This window comes from Sphingomonas sp. 10B4 (genome assembly GCF_035019905.1).
Classification (GTDB): Bacteria; Pseudomonadota; Alphaproteobacteria; order Sphingomonadales; family Sphingomonadaceae; genus Sphingomonas; species Sphingomonas glacialis.
Genome location: NZ_JASJVC010000034.1, coordinates 1 through 15,985 on the forward strand (window position 1 = coordinate 1; position 15,985 = coordinate 15,985).

The 15,985-nt window shown below is 65.7% G+C and carries 19 protein-coding genes and 1 pseudogene; 8 read left to right on the top strand and 12 right to left on the bottom strand.

Annotated elements, in window-relative coordinates; all coding sequences use genetic code 11:
* Both QN347_RS11530 and QN347_RS11535 read left to right on the top strand, forming a co-directional pair.
* Positions 1 to 631 (top strand): annotated as a pseudogene (locus QN347_RS11530) (DNA mismatch repair protein MutL); the annotation flags it as partial.
* A 69-nt stretch (positions 632 to 700) separates the two neighbouring features.
* Positions 701 to 1,081, top strand: a complete 381-nt coding sequence (locus QN347_RS11535; protein WP_322163903.1) for a hypothetical protein — start codon at positions 701 to 703, stop codon at positions 1,079 to 1,081.
* Between the two features lie 275 nt (positions 1,082 to 1,356).
* Here the strand turns inward: QN347_RS11535 and rplI are convergent, their stop codons facing one another.
* From rplI to QN347_RS11555, 4 genes are all read right to left on the bottom strand, one after another.
* A complete protein-coding gene (gene rplI / locus QN347_RS11540) occupies positions 1,357 to 1,956 on the bottom strand; it encodes a 50S ribosomal protein L9 (RefSeq protein WP_133188026.1) in 600 nt (199 codons plus the stop codon).
* 12 nt (positions 1,957 to 1,968) lie between these two features.
* Positions 1,969 to 2,193 carry a 30S ribosomal protein S18 gene (gene rpsR, locus QN347_RS11545; RefSeq protein WP_010186331.1) on the bottom strand — a complete coding sequence of 75 codons (225 nt, stop codon included), beginning with the start codon at positions 2,191 to 2,193 and terminating at the stop codon, positions 1,969 to 1,971.
* A 14-nt stretch (positions 2,194 to 2,207) separates the two neighbouring features.
* Positions 2,208 to 2,642, bottom strand: coding sequence for a 30S ribosomal protein S6 (rpsF, locus tag QN347_RS11550; protein WP_133188028.1), 435 nt, complete (start codon positions 2,640 to 2,642; stop codon positions 2,208 to 2,210).
* A 186-nt stretch (positions 2,643 to 2,828) separates the two neighbouring features.
* The gene (locus QN347_RS11555; RefSeq protein WP_322163902.1) at positions 2,829 to 3,200 is read right to left on the bottom strand and encodes an RcnB family protein; all 372 of its coding nucleotides are present in this window, start codon (positions 3,198 to 3,200) and stop codon (positions 2,829 to 2,831) included.
* A 219-nt stretch (positions 3,201 to 3,419) separates the two neighbouring features.
* Here QN347_RS11555 and fabD point away from each other — a divergent pair, with 219 nt between their 5' ends.
* The 6 genes from fabD to mltG all read left to right on the top strand — a co-directional run bounded on the left by fabD (position 3,420) and on the right by mltG (position 8,331).
* On the top strand, positions 3,420 to 4,355 hold the full coding sequence (gene fabD, locus QN347_RS11560; protein WP_322163901.1) for an ACP S-malonyltransferase: 936 nt from the start codon (positions 3,420 to 3,422) through the stop codon (positions 4,353 to 4,355).
* A 42-nt stretch (positions 4,356 to 4,397) separates the two neighbouring features.
* The gene (locus QN347_RS11565) at positions 4,398 to 4,832 is read left to right on the top strand and encodes a GxxExxY protein (protein WP_322163900.1); all 435 of its coding nucleotides are present in this window, start codon (positions 4,398 to 4,400) and stop codon (positions 4,830 to 4,832) included.
* Between the two features lie 3 nt (positions 4,833 to 4,835).
* Positions 4,836 to 5,576 carry a 3-oxoacyl-[acyl-carrier-protein] reductase gene (fabG, locus tag QN347_RS11570; RefSeq protein ID WP_133188036.1) on the top strand — a complete coding sequence of 247 codons (741 nt, stop codon included), beginning with the start codon at positions 4,836 to 4,838 and terminating at the stop codon, positions 5,574 to 5,576.
* A 94-nt stretch (positions 5,577 to 5,670) separates the two neighbouring features.
* The gene (locus QN347_RS11575) at positions 5,671 to 5,907 is read left to right on the top strand and encodes an acyl carrier protein (protein ID WP_010186338.1); all 237 of its coding nucleotides are present in this window, start codon (positions 5,671 to 5,673) and stop codon (positions 5,905 to 5,907) included.
* Positions 5,908 to 6,030: 123 nt separating this feature from the next.
* Positions 6,031 to 7,290: a beta-ketoacyl-ACP synthase II gene (fabF, locus tag QN347_RS11580; RefSeq protein WP_322163899.1), complete on the top strand. Its 1,260-nt coding sequence runs from the start codon at positions 6,031 to 6,033 to the stop codon at positions 7,288 to 7,290.
* Between the two features lie 75 nt (positions 7,291 to 7,365).
* A complete protein-coding gene (gene mltG, locus QN347_RS11585; RefSeq protein ID WP_322163898.1) occupies positions 7,366 to 8,331 on the top strand; it encodes an endolytic transglycosylase MltG in 966 nt (321 codons plus the stop codon).
* A 153-nt stretch (positions 8,332 to 8,484) separates the two neighbouring features.
* On the opposite strand, the gene eda is transcribed toward mltG, so the two are convergent.
* The 8 genes from eda to QN347_RS11625 form a co-directional block, all read right to left on the bottom strand.
* Positions 8,485 to 9,096, bottom strand: a complete 612-nt coding sequence (eda, locus tag QN347_RS11590; protein WP_322163897.1) for a bifunctional 4-hydroxy-2-oxoglutarate aldolase/2-dehydro-3-deoxy-phosphogluconate aldolase — start codon at positions 9,094 to 9,096, stop codon at positions 8,485 to 8,487.
* Entirely contained in the window at positions 9,093 to 10,061 is a 969-nt protein-coding gene (glk, locus tag QN347_RS11595; protein WP_322163896.1) for a glucokinase, read from the bottom strand. The genes eda and glk overlap by 4 nt, the downstream gene beginning before the upstream one ends.
* 63 nt (positions 10,062 to 10,124) lie before the next feature.
* Positions 10,125 to 11,945 (bottom strand): phosphogluconate dehydratase, encoded by a 1,821-nt coding sequence (edd, locus tag QN347_RS11600; RefSeq protein ID WP_322163895.1) that lies wholly within the window; start codon positions 11,943 to 11,945, stop codon positions 10,125 to 10,127.
* A 28-nt stretch (positions 11,946 to 11,973) separates the two neighbouring features.
* On the bottom strand, positions 11,974 to 12,690 hold the full coding sequence (gene pgl, locus QN347_RS11605; protein WP_189674640.1) for a 6-phosphogluconolactonase: 717 nt from the start codon (positions 12,688 to 12,690) through the stop codon (positions 11,974 to 11,976).
* A gap of 178 nt (positions 12,691 to 12,868) precedes the next feature.
* Positions 12,869 to 14,335: a glucose-6-phosphate dehydrogenase gene (gene zwf, locus QN347_RS11610; RefSeq protein ID WP_322163894.1), complete on the bottom strand. Its 1,467-nt coding sequence runs from the start codon at positions 14,333 to 14,335 to the stop codon at positions 12,869 to 12,871.
* A 71-nt stretch (positions 14,336 to 14,406) separates the two neighbouring features.
* Positions 14,407 to 15,336, bottom strand: coding sequence for an N-acetyl-gamma-glutamyl-phosphate reductase (gene argC / locus QN347_RS11615; RefSeq protein ID WP_322163893.1), 930 nt, complete (start codon positions 15,334 to 15,336; stop codon positions 14,407 to 14,409).
* Positions 15,333 to 15,725, bottom strand: a complete 393-nt coding sequence (locus tag QN347_RS11620) for an SH3 domain-containing protein (protein ID WP_322163892.1) — start codon at positions 15,723 to 15,725, stop codon at positions 15,333 to 15,335. Before QN347_RS11620 ends, argC begins: the two co-directional genes overlap by 4 nt.
* On the bottom strand, positions 15,646 to 15,981 hold the full coding sequence (locus QN347_RS11625) for a MarR family transcriptional regulator (protein ID WP_029625324.1): 336 nt from the start codon (positions 15,979 to 15,981) through the stop codon (positions 15,646 to 15,648). Before QN347_RS11625 ends, QN347_RS11620 begins: the two co-directional genes overlap by 80 nt.
* Positions 15,982 to 15,985 lie beyond the last annotated feature (4 nt).

Below are 15,985 nucleotides of genomic sequence, written 5' to 3' on the forward strand. Positions count from 1 at the left end.
CCCCCCCCCCCCCCCCCCCCCCCCCCCCCCCCCCCCCCCCCCCCCCTTTTTTTTACAACCACAACACGCGATGTGTATAAGAGACAGAACCTATATCGTCGCCGAGAGCCCCGACGGCCTGATCCTCGTCGATCAGCACGCCGCGCACGAACGGCTCGTGCTCGAACGCATGCGCAAGGCGATGGCGAGCGGCGGCGTCGCCAGCCAAGCGCTGCTCCTCCCCGAAGTGATCGAACTCGACGAACCGGCTTGCGATCGGCTCGAAGCGCGCGCGGCCGAGCTTAGCGAATTCGGCCTCGATCTCGACCGCTTCGGCCCGCACGCGATGCTGGTGCGCGGCGTGCCCGCAATGCTCGGGCAAAGCGATGTTACCGGGCTCGTCACCGATCTCGCCGACGAACTCGCCGCGTTCGACGAGGCGCTGTCGCTGCGCGAACGGCTCGACCATGTCGCAGCGACGATGGCGTGCCACGGCTCGGTCCGCGCCGGGCGAATCCTGTCGGTTGCCGAGATGAACGCGCTCCTGCGCGAAATGGAGGTCACCCCGCATTCTGGGCAGTGCAACCACGGACGGCCGACCTGGGTCAAACTGGCACATGGCGATATCGAGAAGCTGTTCGGACGCAAATAGCGGGTCGGCCCGCCGCGCATCAACCGCTTTTCAACGCTTGGTCTGCTACCGCTCGCCCCGGAGGCGAGGATGTACAAGATCACGGTCGATCGCGGTCATGCGCTGGTCAAGATCGAGATGCGCGCGATGCTCGATGTCGCCGATAGCGCGCGGCTCGTGTCCGAGCTGATCGCGCAGATCACGGACGCGCGCCTCGCAAGCTATGCGCTGATCCTCGATATCGCGCAGTGTCCGATCCAGTCGCAGGAGATGATCGCCGCGATGGGCGAACATCTGACGAAGATGCAGCGCGTCCGCGCGATCGCGATCGTCACCGGCGCGATGCTCGCGCGGCTGCAGGTCCGCCGGATCTTCTCGCAGCCCTTCAACCGCTTCACTTCGACCTATGACGAGGCGTTGCGCTGGGTGCTGTCGGGTGTCGAGCCCGGCGGCGCCTCGACACCAGGGTGAAAGCAAGAAAGCTTTCCAAAAGCTGAACCTTTGCCGGGGTCGCGCATTCTAGAGGCAACCCCTGCAAAACAGTTCAGCAAAGCGATTCGCCCAATGGCCAAAGTTCTCCCGGTTGTCCTCGCCCTAATCCCGTTCGCAGCGCTCGTCGGCGCGTGCGCGGTGACAGGCTAAACCCCGCTCCGCTCCAGCCCCCTCTCCCCGGGGCGGAGACCAAGAAAAGGGCCGCCCGGATTGCTCCGGACGGCCCTTTTTTTGTCGACAGACGCTGCGAAGGCTTAGGCCTCTGCGGTCGCCTCGTCCGAAGTGTTCGACACTTCGGCGGTCGCACCAGGCTCGGCGTTGGGATCGTAATCCTCGACGAAACCGGCCTCGTCCTTCTCGAACATGGCTTCCATGACGTTGACGCCATCGGCCTGCATCTTCGCCTCTTCGGGCGAACGGGCGATATTGACCTTGATCGTCACGGCCACTTCCGGGTGGAGCGAAACCTTGACCTCATAGAGGCCGATCGCCTTGATCGGCTTGTTGAGCACGATCGCCGACTTCGGCACCTTGTGGCCTTCGGCCTCGAGCCCGTCGATGAGATCGCGAACCGCGACCGAACCGTAGAGCTGACCGGTGTTCGACGACTGACGGATCAGCGTCAGCGTGATGCCGTCGATCGTCTTGGCTTCGACCTCGGCCTCGGTGCGCTTCACAGCGTTGTCGGCCACGATCTTCTCGCGGTTCTTCTCGAAGACCTTGCGGTTGGCTTCGTTCGAACGGAGTGCCTTCTTGTTCGGCAGGAGGAAGTTGCGGGCGAACCCGTCCTTCACCTTGACGACGTCGCCGATGTTGCCGAGCTTCTCGACGCGTTCCAGCAGGATGATATCCATCTGTTGGGCCCCTTACTTAACGATGTAGGGCAGCAGGCCCAGATGGCGCGAACGCTTGATCGCCTGGGCGAGCTCACGCTGCTTCTTGCCGCTCACCGAGGTGATGCGGCTGGGAACGATCTTGCCACGCTCGGAGACGAAGCCCTGAAGCAACCGGACGTCCTTATAGTCGATCCGGGGGGCATCCTTGGCCGAGAACGGGCAGGACTTGCGGCGGCGGAAAAATGGGCGTGCCATTGTCTATAACTCCCTTATTCGCCGTCGAAGCTGCGGCGGGGGCGATCTTCACGATCACCACGGTCGGGACGATCGCCACGGCCTTCACGGCCGCCTTCGCGATCACCACGACGCTCACGGTCGCGGTCCGACTTGCGCATCATGACGCTCGGGCCTTCTTCCGAGGCATCGATCTTGACGGTCATGTAGCGGATGATGTCTTCGTTGATCTGCGTCTGGCGCTCCAGCTCGGCGATCACGTTGCCCGGGGCATCGATCTCGAGCATGACGTAATGCGCCTTGCGGTTCTTCGCGATCTTGTACGCGAGGCTGCGCAGACCCCAATTCTCGGTCTTGACGACCCGACCTTCGTTGTCGTTGACAATCTTGGTGGCGATTTCCGCCAGAGCGTCCACCTGCGCCTGTGCCAGATCCTGGCGCGCAAGGAACACGTGCTCGTATAGAGCCATGTGTCTCGTCTTTCATTCTTGGCCGATCGCTGACGCCCGCACCATGCGAGACGCCCCTCCGGCTATCTTCAGTAAATTGGCGTCTTCAATAGCAACCGGGGCGGAAAGCGTGCGCTCTCCACCCCGGTCGGTGTGCCATAGCGAAATCGCTGCGGAAGGCAAGCCTCCCGCGCCGGTTCGTGGGTCTTAGTTGAACGCGCCGCCAAGCACAGCGCCGATCAGGCCGCCGCTGAGTGCGACGAGGACGGCGTCGTTCCCCGAGCGCACCCAGTGATAGCCGCGCGGCGGGGCGTAGAGGCGACGGCCGCGATACTGGCGCCAATCGCGGATCTCCTGATAATTGTTGGCATAGCGGCGATCGAAGCGCTGGCCGCGCGCCCAGCGACGAGCTTGCTGCGGCCGGACGACGCGACGCTCTGTAACGAAGGTGCGGCCATTGGGCTGCTGACGGATCACCGTGGTGCGGCGCTCGTCGCGCTGCTGGGCCGATGCGCCGGTTGCGGCAAGCGGGCTCAGAATCGACGATGCAGCGAGGGCTGCGAGAATGATCTTGTTCATGATGAACTCCTTGTTTCGGACGGCGCCTTGACTCCCGGCGTCGAACCCAATCTAGGAAGCGTTTGTCGCGCATCCGTGACGACCAGAACCCGAAATGGTCGCAAAGTGTCCCGGCCGGAACGGTCCCGTTCAGCTTGGTCGCTGCCGTGGATGTTGCCCGCCCGGTTCTTGACGAGGCTTTGGCCGAGCGCCTAACCGCCCGGGCAAAGGAGTATCATGATGCGTGCGTTTATCTTCCCGGGGCAGGGCAGTCAGTCGGTCGGCATGGGCAAGGCTCTCGCCGAAGCCAGTGCGGTTGCGCGCGCGGTGTTCCAGGAAGTCGACGATGCGCTCGGTCAGCATCTCTTCCGGTTGATGTGCGATGGTCCCGAAGACCAGCTGCAGCTGACCGAGAATGCCCAGCCCGCGATCATGGCCAACGCCATCGCGACACTGCGCGTGCTGGAAGAGGAGGGCGGCGTGCGGCTTGCCGACAAGGCCGATTATGTCGCAGGCCATTCGCTCGGCGAATATAGCGCGCTGTGCGCCGCGGGAGCGATCGATCTGGCGACGACTGCCAAGCTGCTCAAGCTGCGCGGCCAGGCGATGCAGGCGGCGGTGCCGGTCGGCATCGGCGCGATGGCGGCGCTGCTCGGCGCCGACGTCGACAAGGCGCGCGCGATTGCCGAGGCGGCGGCCGAAGGCGAGGTGTGCACCGTCGCCAATGACAATGATCCGTCGCAGGTGGTGATCTCAGGGCATCGCGGCGCGATCGAGCGTGCGATCGCGCTTGCCAAGGAAATGGGCGCAAAGCGCGCGGTCTTGCTGCCGGTGTCGGCGCCGTTCCACTGCCCGCTGATGCAGCCTGCCGCCGATGCGATGGAGAAGGCGCTCGCCGAAGCGCGGATCGATGCGCCGCTGGTGCCGCTGTTCGCCAATGTCACGGCGGCGGCGGTCGGCGACCCCGACACCATCCGCCGGCTGTTGGTCGAGCAGGTGACCGGCATGGTGCGCTGGCGCGAATCGGTGCTGGCGCTGCAGGCGGCAGGCGTCGAGCGCTTCGTCGAATTCGGCGGCAAGGTGCTGACGCCTATGGTCAAGCGGATCGCGGGCGATGTCGAGGCGGTCAGCGTGGTGACGATGGACGATGTCGAGGCTTTGGTTAAGGTGCTTTAAGAAGGGGTTGTTCACGCGGAGACGCGGAGACGCGGAGAAGAGGTGCGGGACATCGACGAGATCAGTGGTGACGTGCTGAACGTTGCGGTGCGTTTGCATCGCGATCTCGGTCCCGGTCTCGGTCTCATGGAAAGCGTCTATGAGGCTTTGATGGCAGGGCGGCTGGCAAAGATGGGATACGCCGTCGCGAGACAGCAGCCAATCGACATTGATTTCGACGGCATGCGGTTCGAAGGCGCATTCAAGATCGACTTGATGGTCGATCAGCGATTGGTCGTCGAAATCAACTCGATCGAGCGATTGCTGCCTGTCCATGCAAAGCAACTGTTGACCTATCTGAGACTCACAAAGCAGCCCGTCGGGCTGCTTATCAATTTCGGCGGAGATACGCTCAAGGAGGTAATGCGCAGATTGGTGAACAACCACACCTCTGCGTCCTCTGCGCCTCTGCGCGAACCAATCAACCGTGGAGATTAAGAGATGTTCGACCTAACAGGCATGACCGCGCTCGTGACCGGGGCCTCCGGCGGGATCGGCTCGGCGATCGCTCAGGCGCTGGCCGCGCAGGGCGCGCGGCTCGCGGTTTCGGGCTCCAACGTCGCCAAGCTCGAGGCGTTTCGTGACAGCCTCGGCGGCGAGCATGTCGCGCTGCCGTGCGATCTGTCGGATGGTGCCGCGGTCGATGCGCTCGTGCCTGCGGCGGTCGAGGCGCTTGGCGGCAAGCTCGACATCCTCGTCAACAATGGCGGCATCACGCGCGACAATCTCGTGATGCGGATGAAGGACGACGAGTGGGATCAGGTGATCCGCGTCAATCTCGAGGCCGCCTTCCGCCTCGCGCGAGCGGCGGCGCGGCCGATGATGAAGGCGCGCTTCGGGCGAATCGTGTCGATCACTTCGGTCGTCGGGACGACCGGAAATCCGGGCCAGGCGAACTATGCCGCGTCGAAGGGCGCGCTCACCGCAATGTCGAAGGCGCTCGCGCAGGAGCTCGCCAGCCGCGGCATCACCGTCAACTGCGTCGCGCCCGGTTTCATCGCCTCGCCGATGACCGAAACGCTGCCCGATGCTCAGAAAGATGCGCTCAACGCCCGCATTCCCATGGGAAAAATGGGCGCGGGGGCAGACATCGGCGCGGCAGTGGTCTATCTCTCGAGCCGCGAGGCGGGCTACGTCACCGGACAGACACTGCACGTCAACGGCGGCATGGCCATGATCTAAAGGGGATCTGAGTGTCCCTACTTGCAAGCCTCGGACGCGCGTTCTACGTGCGTTCAGGAATTCCAACACCCCCATCGATAGAGGGACGAGACACATGAGCGAGACCGCAGACCGCGTTAAGAAAATCGTCGTCGAGCATCTCGGCGTTGAAGCCGACAAGGTGACCGAAGACGCGAGCTTCATCGACGATCTGGGCGCGGACAGCCTCGACATCGTCGAGCTCGTCATGGCCTTCGAAGAAGAATTCGAAGTCGAGATCCCCGACGATGCCGCCGAGAAGATCACGACCGTCAAGGACGCGATCACCTTCATCGACGAGCACAAGAGCTGAGCCTAGCGCTTTTAGCGCGGCCGCACGGCTGATGTACAGGAACGGCTCCCCGTCCCAGGGCAATGACCGGGGGTGGGGGGCCGTTCCCATTTACGAAGATCAAGAATTTACACGGAGATGGCCATGCGGCGTGTTGTCGTAACCGGACTGGGGCTCGTGACGCCGCTCGGCGCCGATGTCGAAACCGCCTGGGCGAATATTCTCGCGGCGAAATCGGGCGCGGGGACGATCACGCGCTTCGACGCGACCGATTATGCCTGCACGATCGCGTGCGAGGTCAAGCCCGCCGACCATCCCTACGGCTTCGACCCGAACAAGCGCGTCGACCACAAGGTTCAGCGCCAGGTCGACCCCTTCATCATCTACGGCATCGATGCCGCCGGCCAGGCGCTCGAGGATGCCGGCCTAATCGACATGACGCTCGAGCAGAAATATCGCGCGGGTTGCTCGATTGGCGCGGGCATCGGCGGTTTGCCGGGAATCGCCAGCGAATCGATCGTGTTGCACGAAAAGGGCCCGCGTCGCGTCAGCCCGCACTTTGTCCATGGTCGCCTCATCAACCTCATCACCGGGCAGGTGCAGATCAAATACGGCTTGATGGGCCCCAACCACGCCGTCGTCACCGCTTGCTCGACCGGCGCGCATTCGATCGGCGACGCCGCGCGGATGATCGCGATGGACGATGCCGACGTGATGCTGGCAGGCGGCGCCGAGGGTGCGATCTGCCCCTTGGGCATCGCCGGCTTCTCGCAGGCGCGCGCGCTGTCGACCAATTTCAACGCGACCCCCGAAAAGGGCAGCCGCCCGTACGACAAGGACCGCGACGGCTTCGTGATGGGCGAGGGCGCAGGCGTCGTCTGCCTCGAGGAATATGAGCATGCCAAGGCACGCGGCGCGAAGATCTATGCCGAGGTGATCGGCTACGGCCTGTCGGGCGACGCCTATCACGTCACCGCGCCGCATCCCGAGGGCTCGGGCGCGTTCCGGTCGATGGAAATGGCGATGCGCAAGTCGGGTCTCGAGCTCTCGGACATCGATTACATCAATGCGCACGGCACCTCGACCCCGCTCGGCGACGAGCTCGAGCTGAACGCAGTGCGCCGGCTGTTCGGCGACAATATCAAGACGATGTCGATGAGCTCGACCAAATCGGCGATCGGGCATCTGCTCGGCGGCGCGGGCGCAGTCGAGAGCATCTTCTGCATCCTCGCGATGCGCGACCAGATCGTCCCGCCGACGCTCAACCTCGACAATCCGAGCGACAATTGCGTGGGCGTCGACCTTGTGCCGCATGTCGCCAAGAAGCGGTCGGTCAAGGCGGTGCTCAACAATTCGTTCGGCTTCGGCGGGACGAATGCGAGCCTCGTCCTGCGCGCGATGTGACGACGCGCCGTGCGTCCGCCCAAACGCGGCGCGCGGCGGCCGGCGCGCGGTTCAACCCGGAGCAAGGATAGCGCCATGCGCAAGGTCGGGTGCCTGGGACTGCTGATTGGCCTAGCGGCGGTCGCCGCGTTGCTGATCGTCGTGCAGATGTGGGGCGGCCGCGGGCCGCTCGCGCGTCCGATCAGCGTACAGATCGCGCCGGGCAGCAGTCTGGCAGCGGCCTCGCTCGAGCTCGAGAAATCGGGCGCGATCGCGTCGGCGAGCCGTTTCCGCATGTTCGCCAAGGTCTTCGGGGCGGACTCGCCGATCAAGGCGGGCGAATATCGCATCCCGGCGCATCTCAGCCAGGCCGATATCCTCAAGGTGTTGCAGGGCACCAAGACGATCCAGCGTTTCGTGACGATCCCGGAGGGGTGGCCCGCGGTGATGGTCAAGGACGCCCTCGACCGCGCAACCGAGCTAAAAGGCAGCGTCGAGGTGCCGCCCGAGGGCAGCGTGCTGCCCGACAGCTATGCCTTCCAGCGCGGCGACGAGCGCAGCTTCATCCTCAAGCGGATGCAGAACGTGCGCAAACGCTACCTCGCCGCCGCCTGGGCGAAGCGCGCGCCGGGGCTCGCCGTGACGACGCCCGAGCAAGCGTTGATCCTCGCCTCGATCGTCGAGAAGGAAACCGGCAAGCCAAGCGAGCGTGCGATGGTTGCGGCGGTTTATTCGAACCGGTTGAAGCGCGGGATGATGCTGCAGGCCGACCCGACGATCATCTATCCGATCACCAAGGGGCGTCCGCTCGGACGCAAGATCCTGCTGTCCGAGGTGCATGCGGTGAACGCGTACAACACCTATGCGTTGGTCGGGCTGCCGGTCGGGCCGATCTGCAACCCTGGGCGCGCGTCGATCGATGCCGTGCTCAACCCCGCCAAGTCGAACGCGCTGTATTTCGTGGCGGACGGGTCGGGCGGGCATGTGTTTGCCGACACGCTCGAACAGCATAACGCCAATGTCGTGAAGTGGCGCGCGTATCGCGCGGCGCACGGGATCTAGCGGGGGGGCGGCGCGAGCCTGTCGACGATCGCCCTCTGACCAATCAGAGCGTCACCCCGGCCGTGTGCCGGGGTCTACCGGGCCGCACATCCTGCACGCGCAGATCGCGCATCTCGGTGGACCCCGGCACGAGGCCGGGGTGACGGGGAGGTCTTACCCGCGCAACCCGCTCGCAGCCCGCGCGATCGCCTCGACCTCTCCCATCGTCGCACCCTTGGGCGTGACCCAGCTGCCGCCGACGCACAGCACCGGCTTGAAGCTCAGCCACTCGGGCGCGCTTGTTTCGGTGATGCCGCCGGTCGGGCAGAAGCTGCACTGGTAGAAGGGCGCGGCCAGCGCCTTGAGCGCCTTTAACCCGCCATTCGCCTCGGCCGGGAAGAACTTGAAGTTGGTGAGGCCGAGGTCGAGCCCGATCATGATGTCGGCGGCGTTGGCGATGCCGGGCAGGAACGGCACGCCGCTCGCGATTATCGGCTTGGCGAGGCGCTCGGTCAGGCCGGGCGAGACGATGAACTCGGCCCCGGCATCGACCGCCTGCTTGAACTGATCGGGATTGACGACGGTGCCCGCGCCGACGATCGCGCCGGGCACCTTCTTCATCTCGGCGATCGCCTCGAGCGCGGCGGGGGTGCGCAGCGTGACTTCGAGCACCTTCAGGCCGCCGGCGACGAGCGCCTCGGCAAGCGGGCGCGCGGTCGCGGCATCGTCGATCACCAGCACGGGGATGACGGCGCTGGTGCGCATGATGTCGGTGATGGTCGTCATAGCGTATGCTCCTGGGCAAAGGCGGCAGCCGCGCCGAACAGGCCGGGCTGCGGATAGGTGATGAGTTTGACCGGGATCGCCGCCATCCGGCCCTGGAAGCGGCCCTTGGCGGCGAAGCGCTCGGCAAAACCCGATTTGCGGATATGGTCCTTGAGCCGCAGCCCGAGCCCGCCCGCGATGACGACGGCGTTCGAGCCGTGTGCCAGCGCGAGATCGCCCGCGACTGCACCGAGCGCCATGCAGAAGCGATCGAGCGCGGCGACCGCGAGGCTGTCGCCCTCGTCGAGCGCCGAACTCCAGATCGCCTTGTCGTCGAGCCGCGTGATCGAGCGATGCTCGATATGCGCGAGCGTCTCGTAGATCGCGACGATGCCGGGGCCCGAGACGACGCGCTCAGCCGACACACGCGTATAGGCGGTGCGCAGCCGCTTCACCATCGCATCCTCGATCGCGTCGAGCGGCGCGAAGTCGATATGCCCGCCTTCGGTTTCGAGCACGTGATAGCGCTCGGACGTGCGCAGCACTTGCGCGACACCGAGCCCGGTGCCGGGCCCGCAGACGGTGATCACGCCGTGCTCGGGGAAGGGTATGTCGGGACCGCACAGATGCAGGAAATCCCGGTGATCGACCTGCGCGACAGCCTGGCCGACCGCGCCGAAATCGTTGATCAGCACGAAGTCGTCGACGTGGAGCCGTTCCTTGATCAGCGGCGGGCGGATGACCCAGGGGTTGTTGGTCAGCTTGATCACGTCGCCGCTGATCGGCGAGGCGACCGCGATCGCGGCTGCACGCGGCAGCGGGCGGCCGACCTGCTGGCCGAACGCCTCCCAGGCGGTCTGGAAACCGGCATATTCGGCGGTCTTGAGCGTGACCGGCTCGCCGAGCGTGACGACCCGGCCCGTGTCGACCTCCGCGATCGCGAAGCGCGCGTGCGTGCCGCCGATATCGACCGAAACGACTTCCATTCTAATCCCCTCCAATATCTCGCATCGTGCGCGCTGCTGCGTTGGCCGCAGCGCGTGGGGCAATTACCAGCCCATACCCGTTAGCAGCGGCGATGCCCCGCGCTCGGCCTCGTTCGCATTGGCGCGGAACAGGCCGAACAGCTCGCGGCCCATGCCGTCGGCCTCGGGCGGCGCGGTCGCGGGCACGCGCGCGGCCCACTCGACCGGATTAACTAGCGCCTCCAGTACACCCGCTTCGGCGTCGAGCCGGATCATGTCGCCGTCGCGCACGCGCGACAGCGGACCGTCGCCGAGTGCCTCGGGCGAGCAATGGATCGCGGCCGGAACCTTGCCGCTCGCGCCCGACATGCGCCCGTCGGTGACGAGCGCGACGCGGTAACCCCGGTTCTGCAGCACGCCGAGCGCGGGCGTGAGCTTGTGCAGCTCGGGCATCCCGTTGGCGCGGGGGCCCTGGAAGCGCATCACCACGACGACGTCGCGCGTCAGCTCGCCCGCCTGGAAGGCGGCGAGCACCGCCGCCTGATCATGGAACACCGCCGCCGGCGCCTCGATCGTCCAGCGATCGCGCTCGACTGCGGAGACCTTGATGCACGCGCGACCGAGATTGCCGGTGAGGATGCGGAAGCCACCTTCGGGGGCGAACGGCGCGGCGGGGGTGCGGACGATCGTCTCGTCGCCGCTCGGGCCGGGATCGACCCAGCCGAGCGTGCCAGCGTCGTCGAGCCGTGGTTTGCGGCCGTAATCGGTCATGTCCGTGCCCGCGACGGTCATCAGGTCGCGGTGGAGCAGCCCGGCATCGGCGAGTTCGCGGATGACGTACGGCATCCCGCCGGCATCCTCGAAGCCGTTCACGTCGGCCGCGCCATTGGGATAGACGCGTGCGACGAGCGGGACGGCCTTCGACAGGCGATCGAAATCCTCCCAGTCGATCACGATCCCGGCGCACGCCGCGATCGCGGGCAAATGCAGCAGATGGTTGGTCGAGCCGCCGGTCGCGAGCAGGCCGATCGCCGCGTTGACGATCGCCTTTTCATCGACGCACAGGCCGATCGGTCGGTAGCTGTCGCCGTGCCAGCCGATCTGCGTGACGCGGTGGACCGCGGCGCGCGTCAGCTCCTGGCGGAGCTTGGTGCCGGGGTTGATGAAGGCGGCGCCGGGCATGTGCAGGCCCATCATCTCCATCATCATCTGGTTCGAATTGGCGGTGCCGAAGAAGGTGCAGGTGCCCTTCGAATGGTAGGCGCCGATCTCGGCCTCGAGCAACGCCTCGCGACCGACCTTGCCCTCGGCATAGGCTTCGCGAACCTCGACCTTGGCCTTGTTGGGAAGGCCCGACGGCATCGGACCCGCCGGGATCAGCACCATCGGCAGATGCCCGAAGCGCAGCGCGCCCATCAGCAGGCCCGGCACGATCTTGTCGCAGATGCCGAGCAGCGCCGCGCCCTCGAACATGCCGTGGCTGAGCGCGATCGCAGTCGACAGTGCGATCGTGTCGCGGCTGAACAGCGACAGCTCCATGCCCGCATACCCTTGCGTCACACCGTCGCACATCGCGGGAACGCCGCCCGCGACCTGCGCGGTCGCGCCGGCTTCGCGCGCCCAGACCTTCATCTGCTCGGGGTAGCGATAATACGGCGCGTGCGCCGAAAGCATGTCGTTGTACGAGGTGACGATCCCGATGTTCATCGCCTTGCCGGCGGTGAGCGCGGGGCGATCCTCCTCGGTGCCGGCATAGGCATGCGCGGCGTTGGCGCAGCCCATTGCGGGCCGCTCGATATGCGTGTCGCGCGCCCGGCCGATCAGCGCGAGATAGGCGTCGCGCGTCGGCTTCGAGCGAGTAATGATGCGGTCTGTGACGGCCGCGATTTCGGAATGGAGGGTCACGACAATCTTCCCGGGGAGGGGTTGGAGATCATTCGGCGGCCCAGTGAATATCCACCGGCAGCTCGGCATCGGCAAGCACGCGCCCGATCGGATATTTCGACGACGGACCCTGCTTGATCGCGGCCTCGATCACCGACTTCTTGGCGTCGCCCGTTACCGCGATGATCAACGCGCGCGCCGAGACGATCGCGGCGCGGCTGAGCGTGACGCGGGGAACCGGGGCTTCCTTCGGCAGCGGATCGGGCATTACGCCCAATGCGCGGCGCTCGTTCGGGCCCGACAGCGCTTCGTCATAATCGGGGCCGGGGAAGATCGACGCGGTGTGGCCGTCGGCGCCGACGCCGAGCAGGCACAAATCGAGCGGCCAGTGCAGATCCTGCATCAGCGCATCGGCCGAGCGGCCGGCGGCTTTGTAGTCGGCGGTCGCGGTCGGGACGATCGGCATGACGCGCGCGCCCTTCGGCAGGAACGCCTTGGCGATCATAGTAACGTTCGACAGCGGATCGCCGAGCGGCACGATGCGCTCGTCGACGGGGACGATCGTCACGCGCTTCCAGTCATGCTTGGCGGCGGCGAGCTTGGCGTAGATCGGGATCGGCGTCTTGCCGCCCGACAGTGCGATCACCGCCGCGCCGCGCGCGTCGATCGCGCTGTCGATGATGAAGCCGATGTCGCCGGCGACGGCCGCGGCCATCTCCTCGGCGTCTTCATAGTCCCACCATTCGATTTCGTGTTCGTCGCTCATGTCTCTTCTTCCTGATGACCCTCTCCCGCGAGCGGGAGAGGCTACGTAGACTTGGTCGCGCCTCTTCGGCGCGGCCTAGTCGAAGTCGGTGAGGGTCTTCTTTGCCCTCGTCGACGGAGGAAAGAAGGCCCTCACCCAACCCTCTCCCGCAAAGGCGGGAAAGGGCTTTGAAATAAACCTACTCGTCGAGCCAGGTCACACCGTCGCGCTCGGTCAGCGCGATCGCGGCGCTCGGGCCCCAGCTGCCCGAGGCATAGCTTTTGGGCTTCATGTCGTTCGCCACCCAGCCGGCGCGGATCGCGTCGATCCAGGTCCATTGCGCCTCAACCTCGTCGCGGCGGACGAACAGCGTCTGGTCGCCCTCGATCAGATCGAGCAGCAGCCGCTCATAGGCGATGCGCCGGCGCGAGCCCGCAAATTCGGCGTCGAGGCTGAGGTTGAGCGGCACTTCGCGCAGGCGGATGCCGTCGCGGTCGAGCCCTGGTTCCTTCGCCATCACCAGCAGCTGGACATATTCCTCGGGCTGCAGGCGGATCACCAGCACGTTGGGCTGGAGCAGCCCGCCACGGTTCGAGAACATCGAATGCGGCACGGGCTTGAACTGGATCGCGATCTCGGAGCGCCGCGTCGGCATGCGCTTGCCGGTACGCAGGTAGAAGGGCACGCCCTGCCAGCGCCAATTGTCGACATGAGCCTTGATCGCGACGAAGGTCTCGGTCGTCGAGGGCTTTTCGAGCTCGTCGATATACCCCTTGACGATCTCACCGCCGCTCGCGCCAGCGCCGTACTGGCCGGTGACGGTGTCGCGCGGCGCATCCTGCGGCTCGATCGTGCGCAGCGAGCGGAAGACCTTGGCCTTCTCGTCGCGGATCGCATTGCCGTCGAAGCGGGCAGGGGGCTCCATCGCGATCAGCGCGAGGAGCTGCAGCATGTGGTTGGCGACCATGTCGCGCAACGCGCCCGCGCCGTCGTAATAAGCCGCGCGCTCCTCGAGCCCGACGGTTTCCGAGATCGTGATCTGGACGTTGTCGATGCCGCGCGCATTCCACACCGGCTCGAAGAACGAATTGCCGAAGCGCAAGGCGAGGATGTTCTGCACCGTCTCCTTGCCGAGATAGTGATCGATCCGGAAGATCCGCTCTTCGGGGAAGGCGGTCGCGACGGTGTCGTTGATCTCGCGGCTCGACGCGAGGTCGTAGCCGAGCGGCTTTTCGAGCCCGATGCGGACGGTCTCTCCGGCGAGGCCCGCCGAGTCGAGCCCGCGGATCACCGCTTCGAACAGCGACGGCGCGGTCGACAGGAAGATCGCGAGACCGCCGGCGACGTCGCCGACCTTGGCGGCGAGTTCCTTGTAATGCGCCATGTCGGTCGCATCGAGCGCCTGGTACTGGACGCGCTCGAGGAACGACTTGATCGCCTTGGCGTCCATCCGGTCCTTGGGGACGAACTTCTCGAGCGCTTCCTTGGCGAACTTGCGATAGCTCTCGTCGCTATTCTCCGAGCGCGCAGTGCCGGTGATCGTCAGCCCTTCGGGGAGGAGGCCGTCGGCATGCAGGCCATAGAGCGAGGGCAACAACATGCGCTGCGCAAGGTCGCCGGTCGCGCCGAACAGAAGGAGTTTGCCGACGGGCGTGCGATTGGCCATGCGAAATTCGAGCTCCTGGGGAAGGCATCACCTAGGGAACGCCGGACGTCCCGCCAAGCTGAAACCTTGCGTTACACAGTGAGGCCGGCGAGCGGATCGAGCCCGGCCATGATGTTGAGATTCTGCACGGCGGCGCCCGCCGCGCCCTTGCCGAGATTGTCGAGCGTCGCGATCAGCCGTGCCTGCCCGGTCTCGGCATTGCCGCAGACGCGCAGCGTCAGCCGATCGGTGCCGGCGTCATCCTCGATCTGCACTGCGGACGCATCGCCATCGGCGATTCGGATCAGCCCGCCCTCGGGATAGGCCTCGCGTAACGCGGTTTCGCACGCGAGCAAGGTCGGACGGCGCGGAAAACGATACAGCGCAAGCGGCACCTCGACGCTCATCCCGCGATAGGTGTTGGCGACCGACGGGGTGAAGATCGGCGGATGTTCGAGCCGGGCATGCTTCTGCATCTCGGGCACATGCTTGTGCGCAAGCCCAAGCGCATAGGCGCGCGTGGCCGGGGGCGGATTCACGCCCTCATATTCGGCGATCATCGCCTTGCCGCCGCCCGAATAGCCCGACACGGCGTTGACGGTGATTCCCCAATCGACCGGCACCAGCCCGGCGCGGACGAGCGGACGCAGCAAGGCAAGAAAACCCGTCGGATAGCAGCCAGGATTGGAGACGCGTTTTGCCTCGGCGATCGCATTTGCCTGGCCGGGCTCGACCTCGGCAAAGCCGTAGGTCCAGCCCTCGGCGACGCGGAACGCGGTCGAGGCGTCGATCACGCGCGTGCGGCTATTGGCGATGAGCGAAACCGCCTCGCGCGCGGCATCGTCGGGCAGGCACAGGATCACGAAGTCGCTGTCATTCAGCGCCTCGGCGCGCGCCACCGGGTCCTTGCGCCGCGCTTCGTCGAGCAGCACGATCGCGATGTCATCGCGTCCGGCGAGCCGTTCACGGATCTCGAGACCCGTGGTGCCGGCGGCGCCGTCGATGAAGACCGAAACGCTCATGCGGCAGGCCAGGACAGCGTGTCGGCATCGACATAGCCGACGAGTCCCGCGCCCGGCGCAAGCCCCCAGGCGCGGCCTTTGACGAATTCGAGCACTTCGAACACATCGCCCGTCTTGAGATCGGTCAGCACGGCAGACTCCGGATCAGCGCCTTCTCGGAGGCCAGTAGCGCTGATCACGATGCGTTGCACGCACGAAGCATAATGCGGCGCGAAGACGCGATCGGCCAAGCGGATGTCGGCGAGGTCGCGGCGCACGGCGTGTGTGCGCGGATCGAGCTCGACCGACTGCCCGCTGAGCGCAAAGCTCCTACGCGGCGGCGTGCCGGACGATCCGCTGTCGTGCGGGTTGGGGCGTGGTGTCGCCGATAAATTGGCCGAAATCGTCAAGAAAACTTGCCCCCTCGGACGTACGCGCAACAAAGATGTTACGCTTGTCATTGTCGTCCCGTTGGCGGCGCAGATAGCCCAGGGTACCGAGCCTGTTCAAGGCGCGCGTGACAACGGGTTTAGAGACGTTGAGCATCGCCGCCAGCCCGCGCACCGTATGCGGCCCTGGTTTGAGATACACTACCAGCAGAAGTGCCATCTGGCGATTGGTCAGATCAGGTTCACCCGACCGGACATAATCGACCAGTGTATGCATCCAG